General features: G+C 46.3%; 14 protein-coding genes. 9 read left to right on the forward strand and 5 right to left on the reverse strand.

Features of this window, described 5'->3' with window-relative positions; genetic code table 11:
* Positions 1 to 55: 55 nt before the first annotated feature.
* The 4 genes from AAHN97_RS02725 (at position 56) to AAHN97_RS02740 (ending at position 5,120) form a co-directional block, all read left to right on the forward strand.
* Positions 56 to 1,198, forward strand: a complete 1,143-nt coding sequence (locus AAHN97_RS02725) for a TlpA disulfide reductase family protein (protein WP_343306023.1) — start codon at positions 56 to 58, stop codon at positions 1,196 to 1,198.
* 212 nt (positions 1,199 to 1,410) lie between these two features.
* Positions 1,411 to 2,583, forward strand: coding sequence for a carboxypeptidase-like regulatory domain-containing protein (locus AAHN97_RS02730; protein ID WP_343306024.1), 1,173 nt, complete (start codon positions 1,411 to 1,413; stop codon positions 2,581 to 2,583).
* Position 2,584: 1 nt separating this feature from the next.
* The gene (locus tag AAHN97_RS02735; RefSeq protein WP_343306025.1) at positions 2,585 to 2,941 is read left to right on the forward strand and encodes a BlaI/MecI/CopY family transcriptional regulator; all 357 of its coding nucleotides are present in this window, start codon (positions 2,585 to 2,587) and stop codon (positions 2,939 to 2,941) included.
* Positions 2,942 to 3,005: 64 nt separating this feature from the next.
* A complete protein-coding gene (locus AAHN97_RS02740) occupies positions 3,006 to 5,120 on the forward strand; it encodes a M56 family metallopeptidase (RefSeq protein WP_343306026.1) in 2,115 nt (704 codons plus the stop codon).
* Positions 5,121 to 5,181: 61 nt separating this feature from the next.
* Here AAHN97_RS02740 and AAHN97_RS02745 read toward each other — a convergent pair whose 3' ends face one another.
* Positions 5,182 to 6,228 (reverse strand): formylglycine-generating enzyme family protein, encoded by a 1,047-nt coding sequence (locus AAHN97_RS02745; protein ID WP_343306027.1) that lies wholly within the window; start codon positions 6,226 to 6,228, stop codon positions 5,182 to 5,184.
* Positions 6,229 to 6,351: 123 nt separating this feature from the next.
* Here AAHN97_RS02745 and AAHN97_RS02750 point away from each other — a divergent pair, with 123 nt between their 5' ends.
* Positions 6,352 to 7,710: a GH1 family beta-glucosidase gene (locus AAHN97_RS02750; protein WP_343306028.1), complete on the forward strand. Its 1,359-nt coding sequence runs from the start codon at positions 6,352 to 6,354 to the stop codon at positions 7,708 to 7,710.
* 90 nt (positions 7,711 to 7,800) lie between these two features.
* Here AAHN97_RS02750 and AAHN97_RS02755 read toward each other — a convergent pair whose 3' ends face one another.
* Together AAHN97_RS02755 and AAHN97_RS02760 are read right to left on the reverse strand one after the other, a co-directional pair.
* Positions 7,801 to 9,033: a hypothetical protein gene (locus AAHN97_RS02755; protein WP_343306029.1), complete on the reverse strand. Its 1,233-nt coding sequence runs from the start codon at positions 9,031 to 9,033 to the stop codon at positions 7,801 to 7,803.
* A gap of 7 nt (positions 9,034 to 9,040) precedes the next feature.
* Entirely contained in the window at positions 9,041 to 10,348 is a 1,308-nt protein-coding gene (locus tag AAHN97_RS02760) for a DUF4270 family protein (protein ID WP_343306030.1), read from the reverse strand.
* 282 nt (positions 10,349 to 10,630) lie between these two features.
* Between AAHN97_RS02760 and AAHN97_RS02765 the strand changes: the two genes are divergently transcribed.
* The 3 genes from AAHN97_RS02765 to AAHN97_RS02775 all read left to right on the forward strand — a co-directional run bounded on the left by AAHN97_RS02765 (position 10,631) and on the right by AAHN97_RS02775 (position 13,981).
* Positions 10,631 to 11,662 (forward strand): Kelch repeat-containing protein, encoded by a 1,032-nt coding sequence (locus AAHN97_RS02765; RefSeq protein ID WP_343306031.1) that lies wholly within the window; start codon positions 10,631 to 10,633, stop codon positions 11,660 to 11,662.
* A 239-nt stretch (positions 11,663 to 11,901) separates the two neighbouring features.
* The gene (locus AAHN97_RS02770; protein ID WP_343306032.1) at positions 11,902 to 13,311 is read left to right on the forward strand and encodes a sensor histidine kinase; all 1,410 of its coding nucleotides are present in this window, start codon (positions 11,902 to 11,904) and stop codon (positions 13,309 to 13,311) included.
* On the forward strand, positions 13,289 to 13,981 hold the full coding sequence (locus AAHN97_RS02775) for a LytR/AlgR family response regulator transcription factor (protein ID WP_343306033.1): 693 nt from the start codon (positions 13,289 to 13,291) through the stop codon (positions 13,979 to 13,981). The genes AAHN97_RS02770 and AAHN97_RS02775 overlap by 23 nt, the downstream gene beginning before the upstream one ends.
* Before the next feature lie 39 nt (positions 13,982 to 14,020).
* Here the strand turns inward: AAHN97_RS02775 and AAHN97_RS02780 are convergent, their stop codons facing one another.
* Together AAHN97_RS02780 and glmM are read right to left on the reverse strand one after the other, a co-directional pair.
* Positions 14,021 to 15,148, reverse strand: a complete 1,128-nt coding sequence (locus AAHN97_RS02780; RefSeq protein ID WP_343306034.1) for a cysteine desulfurase family protein — start codon at positions 15,146 to 15,148, stop codon at positions 14,021 to 14,023.
* Between the two features lie 109 nt (positions 15,149 to 15,257).
* Positions 15,258 to 16,640, reverse strand: a complete 1,383-nt coding sequence (glmM, locus tag AAHN97_RS02785) for a phosphoglucosamine mutase (protein ID WP_343306035.1) — start codon at positions 16,638 to 16,640, stop codon at positions 15,258 to 15,260.
* A 192-nt stretch (positions 16,641 to 16,832) separates the two neighbouring features.
* Here glmM and AAHN97_RS02790 point away from each other — a divergent pair, with 192 nt between their 5' ends.
* On the forward strand, positions 16,833 to 18,803 hold the full coding sequence (locus tag AAHN97_RS02790; RefSeq protein ID WP_343306036.1) for an LTA synthase family protein: 1,971 nt from the start codon (positions 16,833 to 16,835) through the stop codon (positions 18,801 to 18,803).
* Positions 18,804 to 18,817 lie beyond the last annotated feature (14 nt).

Consider the following 18,817-nt stretch of genomic DNA (forward strand, 5'->3'; position numbering starts at 1 on the left):
TTCCGTAGCGGAATCAGCAATTTTGTTGTAATAAGATCAAAAACTGCTAGTTACTATGAAGATATTGATATTTACAGCTGTACTGTTATGTCCGGCTGTAATGCTGCTTGCGCAGGAGAGAGGGAGGAAAGAGAAAGTATATTCCTTCCAGGTGGAAGGGAATATCGCTAAGCAGGACAAACCCACTAAGATCTATCTCCGTAGAAAAACAGAAGGGAAAATGATCATAGACAGTGTGATCACGCCGGATGGCAGATTCCTCTTCCTCGGTAATATCCCCGAACCGCAAACCGCTCAATTATTCACACAGGTAACACCCACACCGGAAAATCCCGTTGGCCGCAAAGAAGTGGTCATGTTATTCCTGGGGCAGGGCGCTACCACCGTTGATATAAAAGATATTAACAGCCGCGGCACGGCCACCGGCACGCCGGAGCAGGAAGCTTTTAACCAGCTGAACAGTCTTACCTGGCCCTTCACCAAAGAAGCAGATGAGATATATGGCAAATACATGAAAGCTGCGAGGGCAAAAGATGATGCACTGGTCAGAAAATACGAGTCCCGCCTCGATGAATTAAATGCCAGCCGCCTGGCCGTAATGAGCAAATACCTGAAAGATAATCCGCATACCCCTATTGGTATGTATGTGATCAACCAGGTGGCAGGATATGAGCTGAATGCGGATGAATTCTATCCCGTTTTCAATACACTCTCTAAAACAGTACGTAATTATCCTTCCGGTAAACAGTTTGAATACCGCCTTGAACTGGCAAAGAAACTCACTGTTGGTAATCCGGCCATTGAGTTCAGCCAGAATGATGCAGCCGGTAAACCGGTGAGCCTGAGTTCTTTCAAAGGCAAATATGTACTCGTTGATTTCTGGGCCAGCTGGTGTGGTCCCTGCCGTGCAGAGAACCCTAATGTGGTGAAAGCCTACCATAAGTATAAAGAGAAAGGATTCACCATCCTCGGTGTTTCTTTTGATGAAAACAAAGAGAAATGGCTGCAGGCGGTGCAGGATGATCAACTGGCCTGGACGCAGGTATCTGACCTCAAAGGTTGGGGAAATGCAGTAGGCCAGTTATATGGTATCCGCGCTATCCCTCAAAACCTCCTGCTGGACCCCCAGGGGAAGATCATCGCTAAAAATCTCCGCGCTGAGGCTTTGGAAGCTAAGCTGGAAGAATTGCTGAAATAAGTGGGATTACGGCCTCGTACTGGCCTTTTTACGGCCTTGGATTGGCCTTGAATGGCCTCTAGTCGGCCTCTAACTGGCCTTTAATCGGCCTTGAGACGGCCTTTATCGGCCTTTAATCAGCCTTCCCCCTTTTAACGGAAAAATATCCCCCGCCAAAAATAAAATTTGGATTAGTTACGAACAGTTCGTAGATTTACGACAGACTCGTACTAATGAAGATCGTATTGGCAACAATGGTGTTTTGCATAGGGTGGTTCAGTCCGGCAATAGCACAAACTTATAAGATCACCGGACAGGTGCAGGATGAAAAGGGAAAGCCTTTACCGTTTGCCAGCGCCTTTCTGAGCCAGACAACTTTGGGAGACAGAACTACAGAAACCGGAGGGTTTACCATCAAGGGGGTACCACCGGGGAAATATGATCTCATCGTGTCTTATCTGGGATATGAGCCATTATTAGTACCAGTAACAGTAACGAATGACCTCGCAGGTGTGGTGGCCGTATTAAAGCCCAAAGCGGGCATCCTGAAGGAAGTAGTGGTAAGGAGGAATGCGGAGCGGGACAGGTTGATGAATATCTTTAAATCAATCTGGGTAGGAAATAGCGGAAACGCAGAACAATGTACCATTCTGAATGATGAAGTGATAGACCTGGTGAACGATGAGAACAAAGGAATACTCAAAGCCACTTCGGACGATTTCATTGTATTAGAGAACAGGGCATTGGGTTACCGGGTGAAGTTCTTGCTCATGCATTTTGAATACCAGCGTTACTCCGGTTATTCATTGTACTACGGCAATCCGCTGTTTGAACTGATGAAACCCCGTAATGCAAGGCAGCAAAGGAACTGGGAGAAGAAACGGATAGAAGCGTACAATGGCTCTTCCATGCATTTTTACCGTAGCCTGGTCAATAAAACACTGAAGGAAGATGGGTTTTTAGTACAGAAGATGGTAAGGAAAGAAAAGAAGAGAGATTTTGTTGCGCCCACAGGCATAGACACAACAAAGGATATAAAGATCAAATCGGACGGCATGTTTTCAAAGTATGTGAATTATCTGTACCCCGGCCAGGTACCATACGATAGCCTGATGAGGGACAGCAGCGGAATAAAGTCACTGATCTTTGGGAACTACCTGTTTATCACTTATACAAAGGAAAAGGAAGAAAGGAAATACATGGAATACAACAATTACCCGGCAAACGCAAAACCAGGCCCGCAGATCTCTTACCTGCGATTACTGGCGCCGGCAGTAAATGTAGACGGGAATGGAAATGTGGAATCTCCCACGGACCTGATCGTAGAACAATACTGGGGATGGGAAAAAATGGCGGAAATGTTGCCACTCGATTTTAAAATTATCAATACAAACTCAAAAAAATAAAATGGAAAAACTTACCAAACAAGAAGAAGCTGCGATGCAGGCTATCTGGAAAGTTGGAAAGGGCTTTGTAAAAGATTTTCTGGAAGCGCACATTGCACCTGTGCCTCCTTATACCACACTGGCTTCTACCATTAAGAACCTCGAGAAAAAAGGATATGTAGATGCCCGTAAAATGGGAAATGTATATGAGTATACACCAACCATTGAAGAAGGGGAGTATAAGAAGAAATTCATGAACGGATTTGTGAAAGATTATTTTGAAAACTCTTATAAAGAACTGGTCACCTTCTTTGCAAAAGATAAGAAGATCAGCCCGGAAGAATTAAAAGAGATCATCAACATGATCGAAAAGAAATAAACTTTTATAGATTCCACATTTATCGGTACCGGCTGCTATTTTATTTACGCTCAAACACAAAGGCATGTCTGAACTGTTCATATACCTGATCAAAGCTAATATCGCATTGTGCCTGTTCTACCTGGCATACAGGCTGGGACTGCGTAGACTAACGTTCTATACGCTCAACCGCTTTTTCCTTTTAACCGGCATTGTATTTTCATCCCTGTTTCCATTGGTGGATGTAAACGATTTCTTTAACCGCAATGAAAAACTGGCGCAGCAGGTGGTTACTTATGTACCGGATCTTGCAGCATGGAAACCTGCAGAGGCAGAGGTCTTTACAGTATGGACTTTCCTGGCCTGGGTGTTCTGGGCTGGTGTAGCTGTGATGTTCCTGCGTTTAGTGATACAATTGATATCCCTCTTTTTCCTGCACAGGAAAACAGGCACCGTTAATATCCAGGAGCGCCCTGTACGGGTGATGAATAAAGCCATGAACCCATTCTCCTTTTTCCGCCATATATACATTAACCCCAGCCTCCATTCACCGGAGGAATTGCAGGCTATCCTGCAGCATGAATCCATCCACGTAAAAGAGTGGCACTCCGCGGATGTATTGATGGGTGAAGTAAATAATATCTTCTATTGGTTTAATCCCGGCGCATGGCTGATGAAAACGGCTATTAAGGAAAACCTTGAATTCCTGACAGACCGTAAAATGCTGCGCACAGGCGTGGATAAGAAATCTTATCAATACAGCCTGGTGCAGGTGAATGCTGCTCAGTATGCAGCAGGGATTGCCAACAACTTCAATTTTTCTCACTTAAAAAACCGCATTAAAATGATGAATAAACAAAAATCATCCCGCCTGCATATCTACAGATATGCGCTATTGGGTTGCCTCACATGCGGAGTCCTTTTATCCCTAAACTTTACGAAAGCAGGTACCACTGTAATGCATAATGTAGTGAAAGAAGTGAAAGGTGTACTGATCGAAGAGCCGAAGGATACAGTTCCCGTTAAATCAGTGATCATAGAAAAAATAAAGAAGAAAAACACCAGCTCCGAGCCTGTGATCATCAGATTGGCAGAGAACGGGAAAGATTCTGTAGTGGAACGCACAGTAGTAGAAAGAGATGCAAAAGCAGATACCGGAATTGCCAGGAAAATGTTGAAAGTGTACAACACGAAGACGGTAACAGGTTTTGCCATTTCCAGGGATACTACTGTACGCCTGCGTCTTGGCGGAAGGGACCGGTTCTCAACACCTCCTTTATTTATATTGGATGGCGAACCAATGAAACCTGCACCAGGCGAGAACGCGCTGCAGCATGTTAATCCCAATGAGATCGAATCCATTTCTGTATTGAAAGATCAATCTGCTGCTGCCATTTATGGCCCTGCCGGAAATCATGGTGTGATCATTATCACTACCAAGAAAAAAGCAGCCCAGGTGAAAGAGATGAGGGCAGCATCAAAACCAGATCTGAATGAAGTCGTGGTAGTAGGCTATGGCACAAGGAGTCCGGATCCGGAAGGAGCACAAACGCTCAAAGGTCTTGTAGTAGTGGCGGATTCCACGCGGGTGAGCAAAGCGGGTGGAGGAAATACGGAAGAAGTAGTAGTTACCGGGTATGCAACTCCCCGTACCACAACAGGCAAAGTGGAAGAAGTAGTAGTTACCGGGTATGCAAGACCCCGTACCACAACAGGCAAAGTGGAAGAAGTAGTAGTTACCGGGTATGCAAGTCCCCGTGCCACAACAGGCAAAGTGGAAGAAGTAGTAGTGACAGGGTATGCAACTCCCCGTACCACAAGCAAAGTGGGTGGAGGAAATGTGGAAGAAGTAGTGGTTACCGGGTATGCAACTCCCCGTACCACAACAGGTAAAGTCAGCGGGCTCACGCTGAGCGCCACAAAGGGTAAAAATTACGAGAACGATAATAACGGGGCTTCCGCAACGGTATCCCCTAATCCGGGTACTGGCATATTCAACCTGGCGTATACGCTTGCGAAAGAAGGAAAAGGATATATCGAAGTGAAGGATATGAGCGGCAGACCTGTTTACAATAAACAGATATCCGGCCCGGGGAGCTTTAATGAGAAAATAGATCTCAGCCGTTTCCCTGCCGGGGTGTACATCCTTACGCTTTCCGCATCCGGCGTGAAAATAACTTCAAGGCTCTCTAAAACCTGATAAAGTATAAAAATGAAAAGTAGATGGATAGCCGCTTCCCCTGCGCTATCCATTTTTCATTTTAGTAACGGAAAGTTCTTGCACAACGAAAACCAAGGTTGGATAATCCTGAACTGGGCGTAGTTTTCATCCTGGCTGATACCCGGTAACCCCTGCAATATTCATCACTGCACATAAAAGAACCGCCGCGGATCACGCGTTTGGGAGATTGGGGGTCCATAGCGTCAAAAGGAGTATTAGGTCCCTGGGGGTTTACTGCATCCGGTTTCTCTTTCGTGTACCAGGAATTATCATACCAGTCTGCCGTCCATTCCCATACGTTGCCCGCCATGTCAAACAGCTGGTAGCCATTAGGTGCAAAGGATTTAACAGGCGCTATGTTATAGAAACCGTCTGTTTGTGTATTCTCATACGGGAAATGTCCGTTCCAGATATTGGCTTTGGCTTTCCCGGTTTGCGGTATTTCATCTCCCCAGGGGAAAGGTTTACCGGTCAGTTTGCCCCTGGCCGCCAGTTCCCATTCTGCTTCTGTAGGTAACCGTTTGCCGGCCCAGCTGGCAAATGCCTGTGCATCGTCCCAGGAAATATGTACTACAGGGTATTGGTCCTTCCCCTCAATATTACTTTCCGGCCCTTCAGGATGTTTCCAGCTGGCGCCACGTTCAAAGCTCCACCACTGGGATACATCATTGAGGTCCACCGCTGCTTTGGTAGGTACAAACACCAGCGAGCCGGGAAGCAGCATGGCACTGTCCGGAGCCGGGGCGCCAGGCCCTGCCGCCTGCATGTATTCTTCTTTGGAAATGGGGATCTCGGCAGTGGTCACATACCCCGTTGCCTGTACAAAGGCTTTAAACTCCGCATTCGTTACTTCATGTTCATCTATCCAGAAAGAATCCACTTTTACCGGATGCAGCGGATATTCATCCGGCATGCCCGTATCGTCATCCGCGCCCATTTTATAAGACGCGCCGGGAATGAGCACCATCGGGTTGAGCTTTTCCACTACTTCCGGTATTTTATGTTGCTCCTGTTTGGTAGTGGGGGTACTGCAGGCTGAGAGTAGAACAGCTGTAGTGATAATTGAATAGAAAGTATTCCGCTTCATACGGTTGCAAATGTACAACCCTGATTGTGAAATTGTTAAATTGTTGGTAAAAGATGGAAATATCAAATACGAATTACATATTACAGCGAGCGTGCAATATTTATAAATTATAATCGGATCTACATGTCCATTAGTCGTGATGATTTCGGGGATGATTTCAAATGGGGAGTTGTGATCTCTGCCTTTCAGAATGAAGGAGCGCACGATGCCGATGGTAAAGGACTTTCCATCTGGGATACCTTCACCACCCGTAAAGGAAAGATCAGGGACAAAACGGATGCCCGCCATGCCTGCGATTTCTACAATCGCTACCGGGAGGATATCCTGCTGGCAAAACAAATGGGGTTTAACGTATTCCGGTTCTCGCTTGCCTGGCCGCGCATCATACCAGAGGGCACGGGAGCTGTGAACCGGGCGGGCATTGACTTCTACCACCGGGTAATAGACTATTGCCTGGAGCTGGGTTTGGAACCTTATGTAACCCTTTATCACTGGGACCTTCCGCACGCCTTGGAACAAAAGGGGGGATGGTGCCACCGAGGTACGGTACATGCTTTTGAAAACTTTGCTACCATCTGCGCACAGGCATTTGGCCATAAAGTGAAGAACTGGATCATCCTCAACGAACCCTTTGGCTTTACGTCCCTGGGTTATATGCTGGGTGTACATGCACCCGGAAAATTCGGCCTTTCCTATTTTCTGCCCGCTGTACATCATGTGGCACTTGCCCAGGCAGAAGGAGCAAGGGTGATCAGAGCGGAAGTACCGAATGCCAGGATAGGCACCACTTATTCCTGCTCTCATATCATTCCCTATACACAGAGTGAACAGGATGTACGTGCTGCTGCAAGAGCAGATGCATTGTTTAATCGCCTTTTTATAGAACCCGCCCTGGGTATGGGTTATCCTTCTGATGCTTTCCCGCTGCTTAAAAGGATTGAACGCCGTTACGCCCTCTGGCGTGATTGGGATAAACTGCCTTTTGATTTTGACTTTATAGGTATTCAGAACTACTTTCCTTTAGTAGTACGCTATAATCCCTTTATGCCCTATGTGCAGGTATCTGAAGTGAAAGCCCGCTACCGCAGTGTGCCACTCACTTCCCTGGGTTGGGAGATCAGCGGAACAGGCATGTACAATATTCTGAAACAGTTTGGTGCTTACGAAGGTGTAAAGGAACTCATGGTTACGGAAAGTGGTGCCGCTTTTGATGATAACCTGCTGGGGGGCAATGTGGCAGATGAAAACCGCATCGCTTACTTTAAAGAATACCTGGAGGCGGTGTTGAAAGCAAAAAAAGAAGGGGTGCCCGTAACGGGTTATTTCGCCTGGACCTTAACAGATAATTTTGAATGGGCTGAAGGATACAAAGCAAGGTTTGGCCTTGTGCATGTAGATTTTGCTACCCAGCAAAGAACAATAAAAGCTTCCGGCCACTGGTTCCGGCAATTGCTGCTGCAACCTGAAAGTGTCGGCAGATAAGCGCCGGCGGGCAAAAGGGTCCTGGTTTTGGGGGAGAATGTATAAAGGTTTGCCGTATTTTCCAGGAGATGACTTTTACCCGCCGGGCCGTTAATATTCCCTGCGTTTGAAGAACCAGTTGTCCCGCATGGAAAGATGTAATACAAAATTGACGTAATTCTCTTTTACCAGGCCCTGCAATGCTGTTCCGCGTTGCCCTGCTTCCACGCCTAAATAATAACGCAGGTGCCCTGTTTTACTGGGAAGGGAGCCGCCCAGGCTGAACCCCAGATCATTGATCTGCTGTCCTTTAATCTGCATATAGCCAGTATGATAATTAAAGCCTGCCTGCAGCGAAAGCCCCTCTACCCGTGAATCGAAGTAATATTTATAGAAAGAATATTCCACACCGGCCGCGTACCGCCGGGAGTTCACATATTTATAATCCTGAAGATTGGGATTAGAACCTTTCCAGTTCTGCTGGCGGTAATCTGCTACCCAGGTAATAGCCCCGTTCGTCAAAGAAAGCCCTGCACCGATCTGCTCAGGCAGCACATAATCGCTGGAGCTGCGTTTCTCTTCATACAGTACAGTGGCATCTTTGCTGTGAATAGAAAAATCGTCATCTGTTGAGAGGGTACTTTTAAAACGGTAAGTGGCTCCCAGGCCTAATTGCCATTCCCCGATCTTGCCACTGTATTGTAAACCTGTGGTAAGATTAAAGCTGCGGTAGGCACGGCGTTGTTCAGAATAGATATCCTCATCTGATCCGCTGCTGCCAAGACTATCTGTAGTAGTGACCGGCCCGAACAGGAAAGCAGTGGACACCCCAACAGAGAAGTTCTTGCTGATCTGGAGCGCATTGGAAAGATACAAACGGTTAATACCGCCACTTCCTTCAACCGCATTGCGGATGCCGGTGTTGGTACCTTCAATGAACTTTGTGTTCAGCATTTTATAATCCACACGGCTGTAGGGCATCAATCCTATACCAACACCCCATATTTTGTGCGGTTTAAAACCCATGGCCACCCGTTTGAAATTAACATCGCCGGCCGGCTGGCTTTCTGTAGACGTGTTGTATTGCAAAGCCTTGGCTGCCAGGGATACTTCAAACAGGAACGTTTCCATAGGTATACGGCCATAGGAAGCAGGATTCAGTTCGTTCAGGAAACTGCCGGATGGACGAGCAATACCTGCACTGCCCATTCCAAAGCTCCGGCTGTAATCTTTCTCCTCCAGGTCGCCAATGCCAAAAGCAGAGTATAATGAATTCACACCTTTCTGTGCCTGTACATGTTCTGCGGCCAGTAATAATAAACATCCCAGTATAATTTTTCGCATCACGGTATTATTGGTATAACAGATAATAGATCCTCAATTGTGCACGGTAGCTGGTGTTCTTTCCATCACCTATGATCAGGCGGTTGAATTGCGTCCGGTAATCCCCGGCTGTAGGTACCAGCAGTAAACCTCTGTAGGAATATAGATCACTGGCTATTACTGCCTTGCAGTAAGCCGTAACATCATAAGTGTAATTGGTGTTTTCAGGATTGAGTTTGTCTACCACCAGGTCGCCATATTGGATGGCTGAATTGCTGTTGGGTACTGTGTCTCCCGGTGCAACCACATTTTTATAATCTGCTAGGCAGATCGTTATTTTAGGTGGCAGTGCATAATCTTTGAAAGTGCCATTCACAGGTTTAATGACCAGTTGTGCCCGCATGATCCTTCCGTAACGCCCTAGTTTCACCAGTTCCGGCAGGGAGAAGAAGTCCATGCGGATGGCAGTACCAGTAAGGCTTTGTAAAAATGCCTGCTTATCCGTATCACCGGTTAAAAGTCCGTTGGCACCACGTGGTAAAGCTGCGAGCGGAGTTCCCGTGCGGTCTTTCTTTATTCCGTTGAATTGCAGATCAGGTCTGCTCAGGAAGAAGTCGAAATACTTTTTCTCAATTTCTGTAGTGGTAACATGGTAATGCACACGAATGAAAAGAGAACTGTCTTTTGCCTGGAAGCCCAATGCGGCAGAATTATTACTGCCCCTGATGGCCAGTCCTTTCATGTATTCCAGGAAAAGGTCTTCCGAGGAAACCTCCTGTGCTTTTGTTTTGAGCAGGTCAAACATCTCACGGCCCTTCACATCATCCAGCCGGAACCTTACCAGTTTACCGGAAGTAGGCAGGATCTCCAGTTGCTGATCACCAAGTGTTGCAGCTTTTACAGGGAAGGACTGATGTGCATAAAAAGCATTGAAATCATCCGGCAATTTAAGTTCCTGTGTAAGCTGATGAACCATGATGCGTTGCGGCTTTGTGGTATCGCCGTAATAATATCCCGTTGGTCTCATAATGATCTCAATGGAATCATACACTGCACGGTCCGGTACAGTTTTATCCATTGGTAATCCAACCCTGAAATAAGTGCCGGCATCTATCCTTCCGAAGAAAGGATCATTATATCCTCCTATCAGCGCAACGCCGGTACCGGAAGTGATAACAGAATCCATCTGCACGGTACGCATGGTGATGCTCACAGTATCCAGCAAGGTCTGTTGCAGATCACCGTCTTTAGGTACATCTTCATAACTGAAGCCGCTCTTTTCACAGGCGGAAAAGAACAACACCGCTATTACTCCAATAAATCTCGTCCTGAACATTAAGCAATGGTTTTAAACTAGCATAGATGCGCAATGATAATCAGGAAGCCTTGCCTGTTTTAAGGGTATTATGCCAATGACGGGTATTTATCGATGAGTAATTGCATCATGCCGTTAGTTGCCATTTTAAGGCCGTATAGGGCTGTTTTGTGCTGGTTGAGGGAAAGGGCCCATTGGCAGATAAAAATGGAATATTCGTCCGCTATTGCTCCGTATCCGTCTATTTTATATTACCTGTAACAGTTCCCCGGATAATTTTGGCTTGATTAAAAAAATATCTGTATGCGGAATGCAAAACACTTGTGCTGGATACTGGCGGGCCTGCTGGCAGCATGTTCAAAGAATGATGACTCAGAAGATGAGAATAATGGTAACTGGGTAAGGATGGGCGAAATGTCCGGCAAGCCACGTTCAGAAGCGGTGTCCTTTACTATCGGGGATACTGTGTATATCGGAACAGGGTTAGGAAATGAAACAGAAGGAGAGTATAAGTATGATTTCTGGAAATACAGCCTTGGCCGTGGCTGGGAAAAGGCAGTGGACTTTCCTGCACTGGCTGTTGGGCGCATCAGTGCCACGGCATTTGTAGTGAATGGTGTTGCGTATGTAGGTACCGGCTTTGACGGAAAAAGATACCTGGATGATTTTTGGTCTTATACACCAGCTACCGGTCAATGGAAAGAATGTGCCAAACTGAAAGGTACTGATCCTTCAGTGAGCCTCGCCCGCAGGGATGCGGTAAGCTTTGCGCTGAACGGCAAAGGTTATGTGGTTTCAGGATACGATGGCGGTGCATTAAATGATGTATGGGAATATGATCCGGTAGCAAACAGCTGGTCGCCCAAACGCTCCTTCAGAGGAGAAAAACGCAGGGATGCGGTATCATTTGTGATCGGTGATAAAGCTTACGTGGTAACGGGTACTAATAACAGTGAGTTGAAAACAGACTTCTATATGTACGATGCACTTACAGATGAGTGGACGGCCAAACGTAAGATAGACAACTCCAACGAAGATGAGGATTATGATAATGACTATGCAGTGATACGCAGCAATGCCGTTGTGTTTGTAGCGGGTAACAAAGCATACCTGACCACAGGTTCCAAGCCAGGTCTTTCAACAGAGAACTGGGAGTACGATCCCATCACAGACCTGTGGGCCAAGAAACGCGATTTTGAAGGTGTTGCCCGGGAAGGTGCAGTAGCTTTTACACTGGGAGGAAAAGGCTATGTATTGTCCGGCCGTTCAGCTGGACTGCAATTGGATAATATGTTCCAGTTCACACCTAACGCAACGTATAATAAGAACGATTAAAGGCATTCCCGTCGCTTGAGGAATATGGAAGGCACTAACGGTGGATGTTCGGACTACTATCAGTTCATTGTCAGGATGAAATAAAGGTCTGTAACATTACACTGGTTAGTGCCGTTTCCTTTATAGAAGACAGGAAAAAAGGCTCACATTCAACTTTAACACTTACTTAAGACTAAGACAATGTGTTTTAACACTTGCTTAAGAGTAATGTGGTGTATGTTTAACCCGGATTAGCACCTATGTTTAATTTAAGAAATATATTCAGGAATCGTCTCGTAATAATAGGTTTGCATCTCGCAGCCTGGTCATGCCTTTTCCTGTTCCCATTCTTTGTATATCGTATCAGGGTGCAGGATCATTCTTTTTACATTAAAGAGGCGATCAATACTTTATTCCTGATAGGATTATTTTATCTGAATGTATACGTGCTGATCCCGAAGTTCTTTACTTTAAAAAAGATCGGGATCTATATCGGTTGTGTGGTACTGGTACTTGTTTTACTGGCAGGGCAGCAGGCCCTGGTGGAATACAAGTTCATGTCGTACATGATGAGCCGGACGCCCGCGGGATTTTATGGTGTAACCATGCCTGCGAATACATTGCATGCTGCGCCGGGCCCTGCGATAGCGATCAATACAGGGTATGGCGGCAGCATGGCAATAACCACCGCACCACAGAATGTAGCTTTTATAGCAGCAGATTCTGTACCACATCCACATCATAGATATGGCAGAATGATCTTCAGGGACAGGATGTTTGATTCAGCAGATCAGCCTTCACTGGTGCCATGGCGAAAACGTTTATACACCAACTGGCATAACCAGCGCCCGAGGATAGTGGAATACAGAGATTCCTTTCCTTCAGCAGGCGTGGCCAGTCTTACAGCTGCGCGGCCTTTTGAAGATGGCATCTTTCTGCGGCATTTCTTTTTCCCGGAGGTGCTAAGGAAGTCCGCTACGTTTGCATTGCTGATGTTATTCATGAGCGGGTTTATAAAGATTGCGCTGGAATGGTTTAAGAGTGAGAAACAAAAGGAGGCCCTGAAAGTGGCGAACCTGAATGCGGAACTAAAGTTCCTGAAGTCGCAGATCAATCCGCATTTTTTGTTTAACAGCCTGAACACTATTTATTCACTGGCACACCGCCGCTCACCGGAAACCGAGCACGCATTGGTGAAACTGTCCACCATATTGCGTTACATGATCTACCAGAGTAATGGCGATAAAGTGATGCTGGAAAATGAGCTGCGGTATTTACAGGATTATATAGATATACAACGCCTCCGGATGGCACGCAATATTCCGGTTGAATTTAAAGTGGAAGGTGATCCTTCCGGCCTTGAAATTGCACCGATGTTACTGATCCCTTTTGTGGAAAATGCTTTCAAACACGGGATCAGTTATACAGAGAGCGCTTTCATCAACATCAGCCTGGAGATAGGAAAGAACGGCACATTACACTTGATAGTGCGCAACAGTTTATTTAAGCAGCGCGTTTCAGAAAAGGGCGGCGTAGGATTGAACAATGTACTCAAACGTTTGAGTTTGTTATATACAGATGCACATACCATAACTGTCAGAGAGCATGGAGATGAATTTATTGCTGACCTTAAAATTGCGCTGAAACATGATGAAGTGTTTAGCTCTTGATGATGAGCCATTGGCTCTGGAGATCATCGCAGATTTTGCCGCTAAGGCGCCGTTTCCCATGCAGGTAAAAACATTCGAAAACGCCGCACTGGCCCTTCGTTACATGCAGGAGGAACATGTAGACCTGATCTTCCTTGATATCAAAATGCCTGATATCACAGGCATACAATTCCTGAAAGCATTGAAGCATCCTCCCATGGTGATCTTCACTACCGCTTACCAGGAGTATGCCGTGGATGGATTCAACATGGATGTGGTGGATTATCTCCTGAAGCCCATTCCCTTTGAGCGGTTCATCAAAGCCGTTACCAAAGCGCAGGAATACCTGTCTAATTCCAGCCCTAAGAGCATGGATAATGATTACATCTTCGTGAAAACAGAATACAAGATCATTAAGATCAATCTCGAAGACATTCTTTACATCGAAGCACTGAAAGACTATATAAAGATTTATACTCCCAATCAACCGGTACTGACACTGAAAAGCCTGAAAGCTTTTGAAAGCAGGTTACCTAAAGACAAATTTATCCGCGTGCACCGCTCCTACCTGGTGGCCATGAATAAGATCAATTCAGTAGAACGGAATACCGTGATGATCGCCAACCAGCCGATACCCATCAGCGAAGGGTACAGGGATAAGTTCTATGATGTGATCACGAAATATTCTTAGCATAAAAAAAAGCCGGTACAGCATGTACCGGCTTAGCCATTATATTAATTCCTTCAGTTTCTCCACCACTTTATCCACTTCTTCTTTTGTATTATCCCTGGAGAAAGAGAAACGTACTGCTACTTTATTCGGATCGTTATTGATGGAACGGATCACGTGAGAGCCTGCATCCGCTCCGGATGTACAGGCACTTCCGCCAGATGCGCAGATGCCATTGATATCTAAATTGAAAAGCAGCATTTCACTCTTCTCAGATTTAGGGAACGATGCATTTAACACAGTATATAAACTACGGCCACGCAGATCGCCATTGAAACCTACGCCCGGAATATGTTTTTCCAGTTGATCTGCCATATACTGGCGGATGCTGTTGATGTAATTGCTATGCTCTTCGTAATTAGCCGTTGCCAGTTCCAGTGCTTTGGCAAATCCTACGATGCCATACAGGTTTTCAGTACCCGCACGCATGTTACGTTCCTGGGACCCACCCTGTACAAAAGGTGTGATCTTCACATTTTCATTAATGTAGAGGATCCCCACGCCTTTAGGGCCATGGAATTTATGTGCCGCTCCGTTAATGAAATGTACCGGCGTGTTGCGGAGGTCGAAAGGATAGTGACCTACTGTTTGCACGGTATCAGAATGAAAGATGGCATCAAACTCCTTGCAGAGGTTACCTACCGCATGCAGGTCCAGGAGGTTGCCTATTTCATTATTCGCATGCATCAGGCTCACCAGGCATCTTTCTTTTGATTCAGACAGCAGCCTGCGGAGATCTTCCATATCCACATGCCCATCCGGCTGCAGTTTCACCCAGGAGAGTTTGATATTCTCCTTAGCGTGTGCATGTTCTACGGTATGGAGGGTGGCATGGTGCTCAATAGGGGAGCTGATGATGTGCCTGCAGCCCAGATCGTTGATAGCGGCATGAATAGCTGTATTGCTGCTTTCGGTACCGCCGGAAGTAAAGAAGATCTCTCCCGGATGTGCATTCAGGATCTTGGCTACGGTTTTGCGCGCACTTTCAATGCCCAGTCTGGATTCCCGGCCATATGAGTAAATAGACGAAGGGTTGCCGAATTTATCGGTCATATAGGGCAGCATGGTATCCAATACTGCTTTGTCAAGCGGAGTGGTGGCCGCGTTGTCGAAATAAATTCTTTCCAAGGTGGTGGTGGTTTTTGATTAAAAGCGCCACAAATTTACGGAATTACCCTATAGAAAAACGGATGGCAGATCAAATCTGCCATCCGTTCATCCTTATTTTTATATGGAATTATATGAATTCCTTGATATCCTGCATGATCTTACGGGCAATATTGTCCGCCGTTGTTTCGTTCTGGCTTTCTGCGTAGATGCGGATAATGGGTTCTGTGTTGGATGTACGCAAATGCACCCAATCCTTGTCGAACTCTATCTTCAGGCCATCTTCCGTATTCAGGGGCTGGTTCTTATACTTGCCTTTGATCTTCTCAAAGATCACCTTCACATCGATCCCTTTGTCCAGTTCTATCTTGTTTTTGGAGATGAAATAGTCGGGGTAGGAGTTACGGAGCGCCTTGATGGTCTTTTTGCTCTGTGCCAGGTGGCTCAGGAATAAACCGATACCGATTAGGGCATCCCGGCCATAATGCAGGTCCGGAACAATAATTCCGCCATTCCCTTCTCCGCCGATCACCGCATTTACGGCTTTCATTTTGGTCACTACGTTCACTTCTCCCACAGCAGATGGATGATATTCACCACCGTTCTTCAGGGTAATATCTTTCAGCGCCTGGGTAGAACTCATATTGGATACGGTATTGCCTTTCCGGTGTTTCAGCACGTAATCGGCCACAGCCACCAGGGTATATTCTTCCCCGAACATGCTGCCATCTTCGCAAACAAAGCAAAGCCTGTCTACATCCGGATCTACCGCGATACCCAGGTCTGCCTGGGATTTGTTCACTTCGTTGGAAAGTGCCGTCAGGTTTTCCGGTAATGGCTCAGGGTTATGGGAAAACTTACCGTTCACTTCCCCGAAGAGTACGGTTACTTCTTCCACGCCCAGTGCTTTTAATAATGCAGGGATGTAAGTGGCGCCGGTGGAGTTTACGGCATCTACCACTATTTTAAAGTTAGCAGCCTTGATCGCCGGAACATCTACGAGGGGATAGTTCACAACCAGGTCCACATGTTTCTGCAGGTAAGAATCGTTCCTTTGGTAAGTACCCAGTTTGGATACATCCGCAAATACAAAATCTTCTTTCGCCGCAATGTCTAACAATTCTGCGCCATCTGCACCGGAGATGAACTCACCTTTTGCATTGAGCAGTTTGAGTGCATTCCATTCCCGGGGATTATGGCTGGCAGTAAGGATAATACCGCCTGCTGCATTTTCCATGGTAACAGCAAGCTCTACCGTTGGCGTAGTGCTCAGGTCCAGATCCACCACATCAATGCCTAAACCGTTCAATGTGGATACTACCAGGTTCCTGACCATTTCTCCGGATATGCGTGCATCTCTGCCGATCACTACTTTCTTGTTTTCAGCGTTCTGTTTTAACAGCCATGTACCATAAGCAGCGGTGAATTTCACAACATCCAGGGGAGAAAGTCCTTCCCCGGGCCTGCCGCCGATCGTTCCACGAATACCCGAAATTGATTTAATCAGTGCCACAATTGTTGATTTTTTTTGGAGTGCAAAGATAATCGATTAGAATTTTAATCTACCTGTTAATTTGGCTTGCCGGGAAGGATCAACGGAGAGATTATGTCAATTAGACTATATTTGCAGCTACGTATAAATTTTTAAGAGAATATAATGATTCATATTTGGTCGCGCATTCCCAGATACATCCGGTATATTTTCATGCAAACCTTGTTCCTTTTTGGTTACCTGGTTGTATTTAGAGCGGTCTTCTACTTTTTCTTCTTTTCAAGCACTATAAAAGATGCTGGCATTATTGCCCGGGCCTGGCATCTGGGCCTGCGGTTCGATATGCGCCTGGCACTGATCCTGATGATCCCTGTTGGCCTCTTAGCCGTGATAGCAAAGGACCGGCTCTTTGGTACCGGGCTGCTCAGGAGGATCAATTTCGGCTATTTATTTCTTATCTATTTGTTATTGTCCATATTTTACGTGCTGGACCTGGGGCATTACAGTTACCTGGGCCTGCGCCTGGATCCTTCCGTTACCCGCTTCCTGGCCTATGGAGAAAAAGCTACTAACGCCAGGATGCTGTGGGAAAGTTACCCCGTTGTGTGGGGGCTGCTGGGAATGGTCCTGGTAATGATCCTCCTCCGTTATGGCTACCGTAAGATCTTCCGCAGGTATGCACAAAAAGAAGGTACGCCGGTACGGCCATGGGGTTATGCAGCTTATGTGGTAACGCTGGTGATCCTTTTCGGAGCAGGCATTTATGGCAATTTGGCATATTTCCCTTTACGCTGGAGCCAGGCCATGTTCACAAGAGACAATGCCGTTACCAGCCTTGCCCTGAATCCCGTATTATACTTCGTTTCCAATTTCACCGTACAGAACGATACTTTCGATGACAGGGAAACCCATAAATACTTTCCCCTTATTGCGCAATATTTAGGGGTGGAAAAACCGGTACCCAATCAACTCAACTTTGTAAGAACAGATCCGGGAGATTCCTCCAAACCCAGGCAGAACGTGATCATTGTGATGATGGAATCCGGCGGGGCGGCCATGACCAGCATGTTCAACAATCCCATGAAAGCAACGCCCAACCTGCAACAACTGGCAGATAATGGGGTGTTGTTCGAAAACTTTTACGTGCCTGCCATGAGCACGGCCCGCTCCGTATTCGCCATCACTACAGGTTTGCCGGATGTGGTACGCTCCAAAACAGCCTCCCGGCATCCGGGTATTGTAGACCAGCGGGTGATAATGGACCAGTTTGCCGGATATGAAAAATATTACCTCCTGGGCGGAAACACCAACTGGGCTAATATCCGCGCGGTATTTACCAATAATGTGGAAGGGATAGAGATCTTTGAGGAAGGTTATTTCAAATCCCCCAAAGCAGATGTATGGGGTGTTTCAGACTTTGACCTGATCACGGAATCTGATGAGATCTTCAAAAAGGCGCACGACAAAAAGCAGCCCTTCATCGCTTTCCTGCAAACGGCAGATAACCATGAACCCTATACCACTACAGCAGGTGCAGGTGATTTTAAAAAACTAACGGCAAAGGATGTGGATATGAAGTTGTTCAAAACATCCGGCTTCGTAAACCTGGACCAGTTCAATGCCCTGCGTTACCTGGACTATAATATAGGTCACCTGATGAAGCTGGCAAAAGCTTCCGGTTACCTGGACAATACCATTTTTGTTTTCTTCGGAGACCACAGCGCCAAACTGAACCCTTTCCATTTTATGCCGATCCCTGAATACGAGATGTCCACCTACGTAGACCATGTACCCTGCATCATTTACAATCCCCGGCTGCTGCAACCGCAAAGGGTCAGCCATGCCGGCAGCCTGTTGGATATATACCCCACCGTGGCTAAACTTACCGGTATACCATTTAAGAACTACACCCTGGGAATAGACCTGATGGATACTACCCGTGGTGCAGGAAGGTATGCTTTCATTCAGTACTCCAAAAACCTTAACTGGTGTATGGGTATGATCAATGGGCAATACCTCTATGAGATAGATACCAAAACAAATGCTGCCAGTCTGTATGATCTGAAGGCCGATGCATTGAAGGATGTAAAGCAGCAAAACCCGCAACAAACGGGCGATCTGGATAAATTAACACGCGGGTTCTACGAAAGCACCCGATATTTGATGTTTAATAATAAGAAGTAGATTTGTTTTACAAG

The sequence above is a fragment of the Chitinophaga niabensis genome (assembly GCF_039545795.1).
In the GTDB taxonomy this organism is placed as follows: Bacteria; Bacteroidota; Bacteroidia; order Chitinophagales; family Chitinophagaceae; genus Chitinophaga; species Chitinophaga niabensis_B.

Bases quoted from the DNA above. Each gene is read 5' to 3' on its own strand.
- AAHN97_RS02725 (WP_343306023.1), top strand. From the start codon at position 56: ATGAAGATATTGATATTTACAGCTGTACTGTTATGTCCGGCTGTAATG.
- AAHN97_RS02730 (WP_343306024.1), top strand. From the start codon at position 1,411: ATGAAGATCGTATTGGCAACAATGGTGTTTTGCATAGGGTGGTTCAGT.
- AAHN97_RS02735 (WP_343306025.1), top strand. From the start codon at position 2,585: ATGGAAAAACTTACCAAACAAGAAGAAGCTGCGATGCAGGCTATCTGG.
- AAHN97_RS02740 (WP_343306026.1), top strand. From the start codon at position 3,006: ATGTCTGAACTGTTCATATACCTGATCAAAGCTAATATCGCATTGTGC.
- AAHN97_RS02745 (WP_343306027.1), bottom strand. From the start codon at position 6,228: ATGAAGCGGAATACTTTCTATTCAATTATCACTACAGCTGTTCTACTC.
- AAHN97_RS02750 (WP_343306028.1), top strand. From the start codon at position 6,352: ATGTCCATTAGTCGTGATGATTTCGGGGATGATTTCAAATGGGGAGTT.
- AAHN97_RS02755 (WP_343306029.1), bottom strand. From the start codon at position 9,033: ATGCGAAAAATTATACTGGGATGTTTATTATTACTGGCCGCAGAACAT.
- AAHN97_RS02760 (WP_343306030.1), bottom strand. From the start codon at position 10,348: ATGTTCAGGACGAGATTTATTGGAGTAATAGCGGTGTTGTTCTTTTCC.
- AAHN97_RS02765 (WP_343306031.1), top strand. From the start codon at position 10,631: ATGCGGAATGCAAAACACTTGTGCTGGATACTGGCGGGCCTGCTGGCA.
- AAHN97_RS02770 (WP_343306032.1), top strand. From the start codon at position 11,902: ATGTTTAATTTAAGAAATATATTCAGGAATCGTCTCGTAATAATAGGT.
- AAHN97_RS02775 (WP_343306033.1), top strand. From the start codon at position 13,289: ATGATGAAGTGTTTAGCTCTTGATGATGAGCCATTGGCTCTGGAGATC.
- AAHN97_RS02790 (WP_343306036.1), top strand. From the start codon at position 16,833: ATGCAAACCTTGTTCCTTTTTGGTTACCTGGTTGTATTTAGAGCGGTC.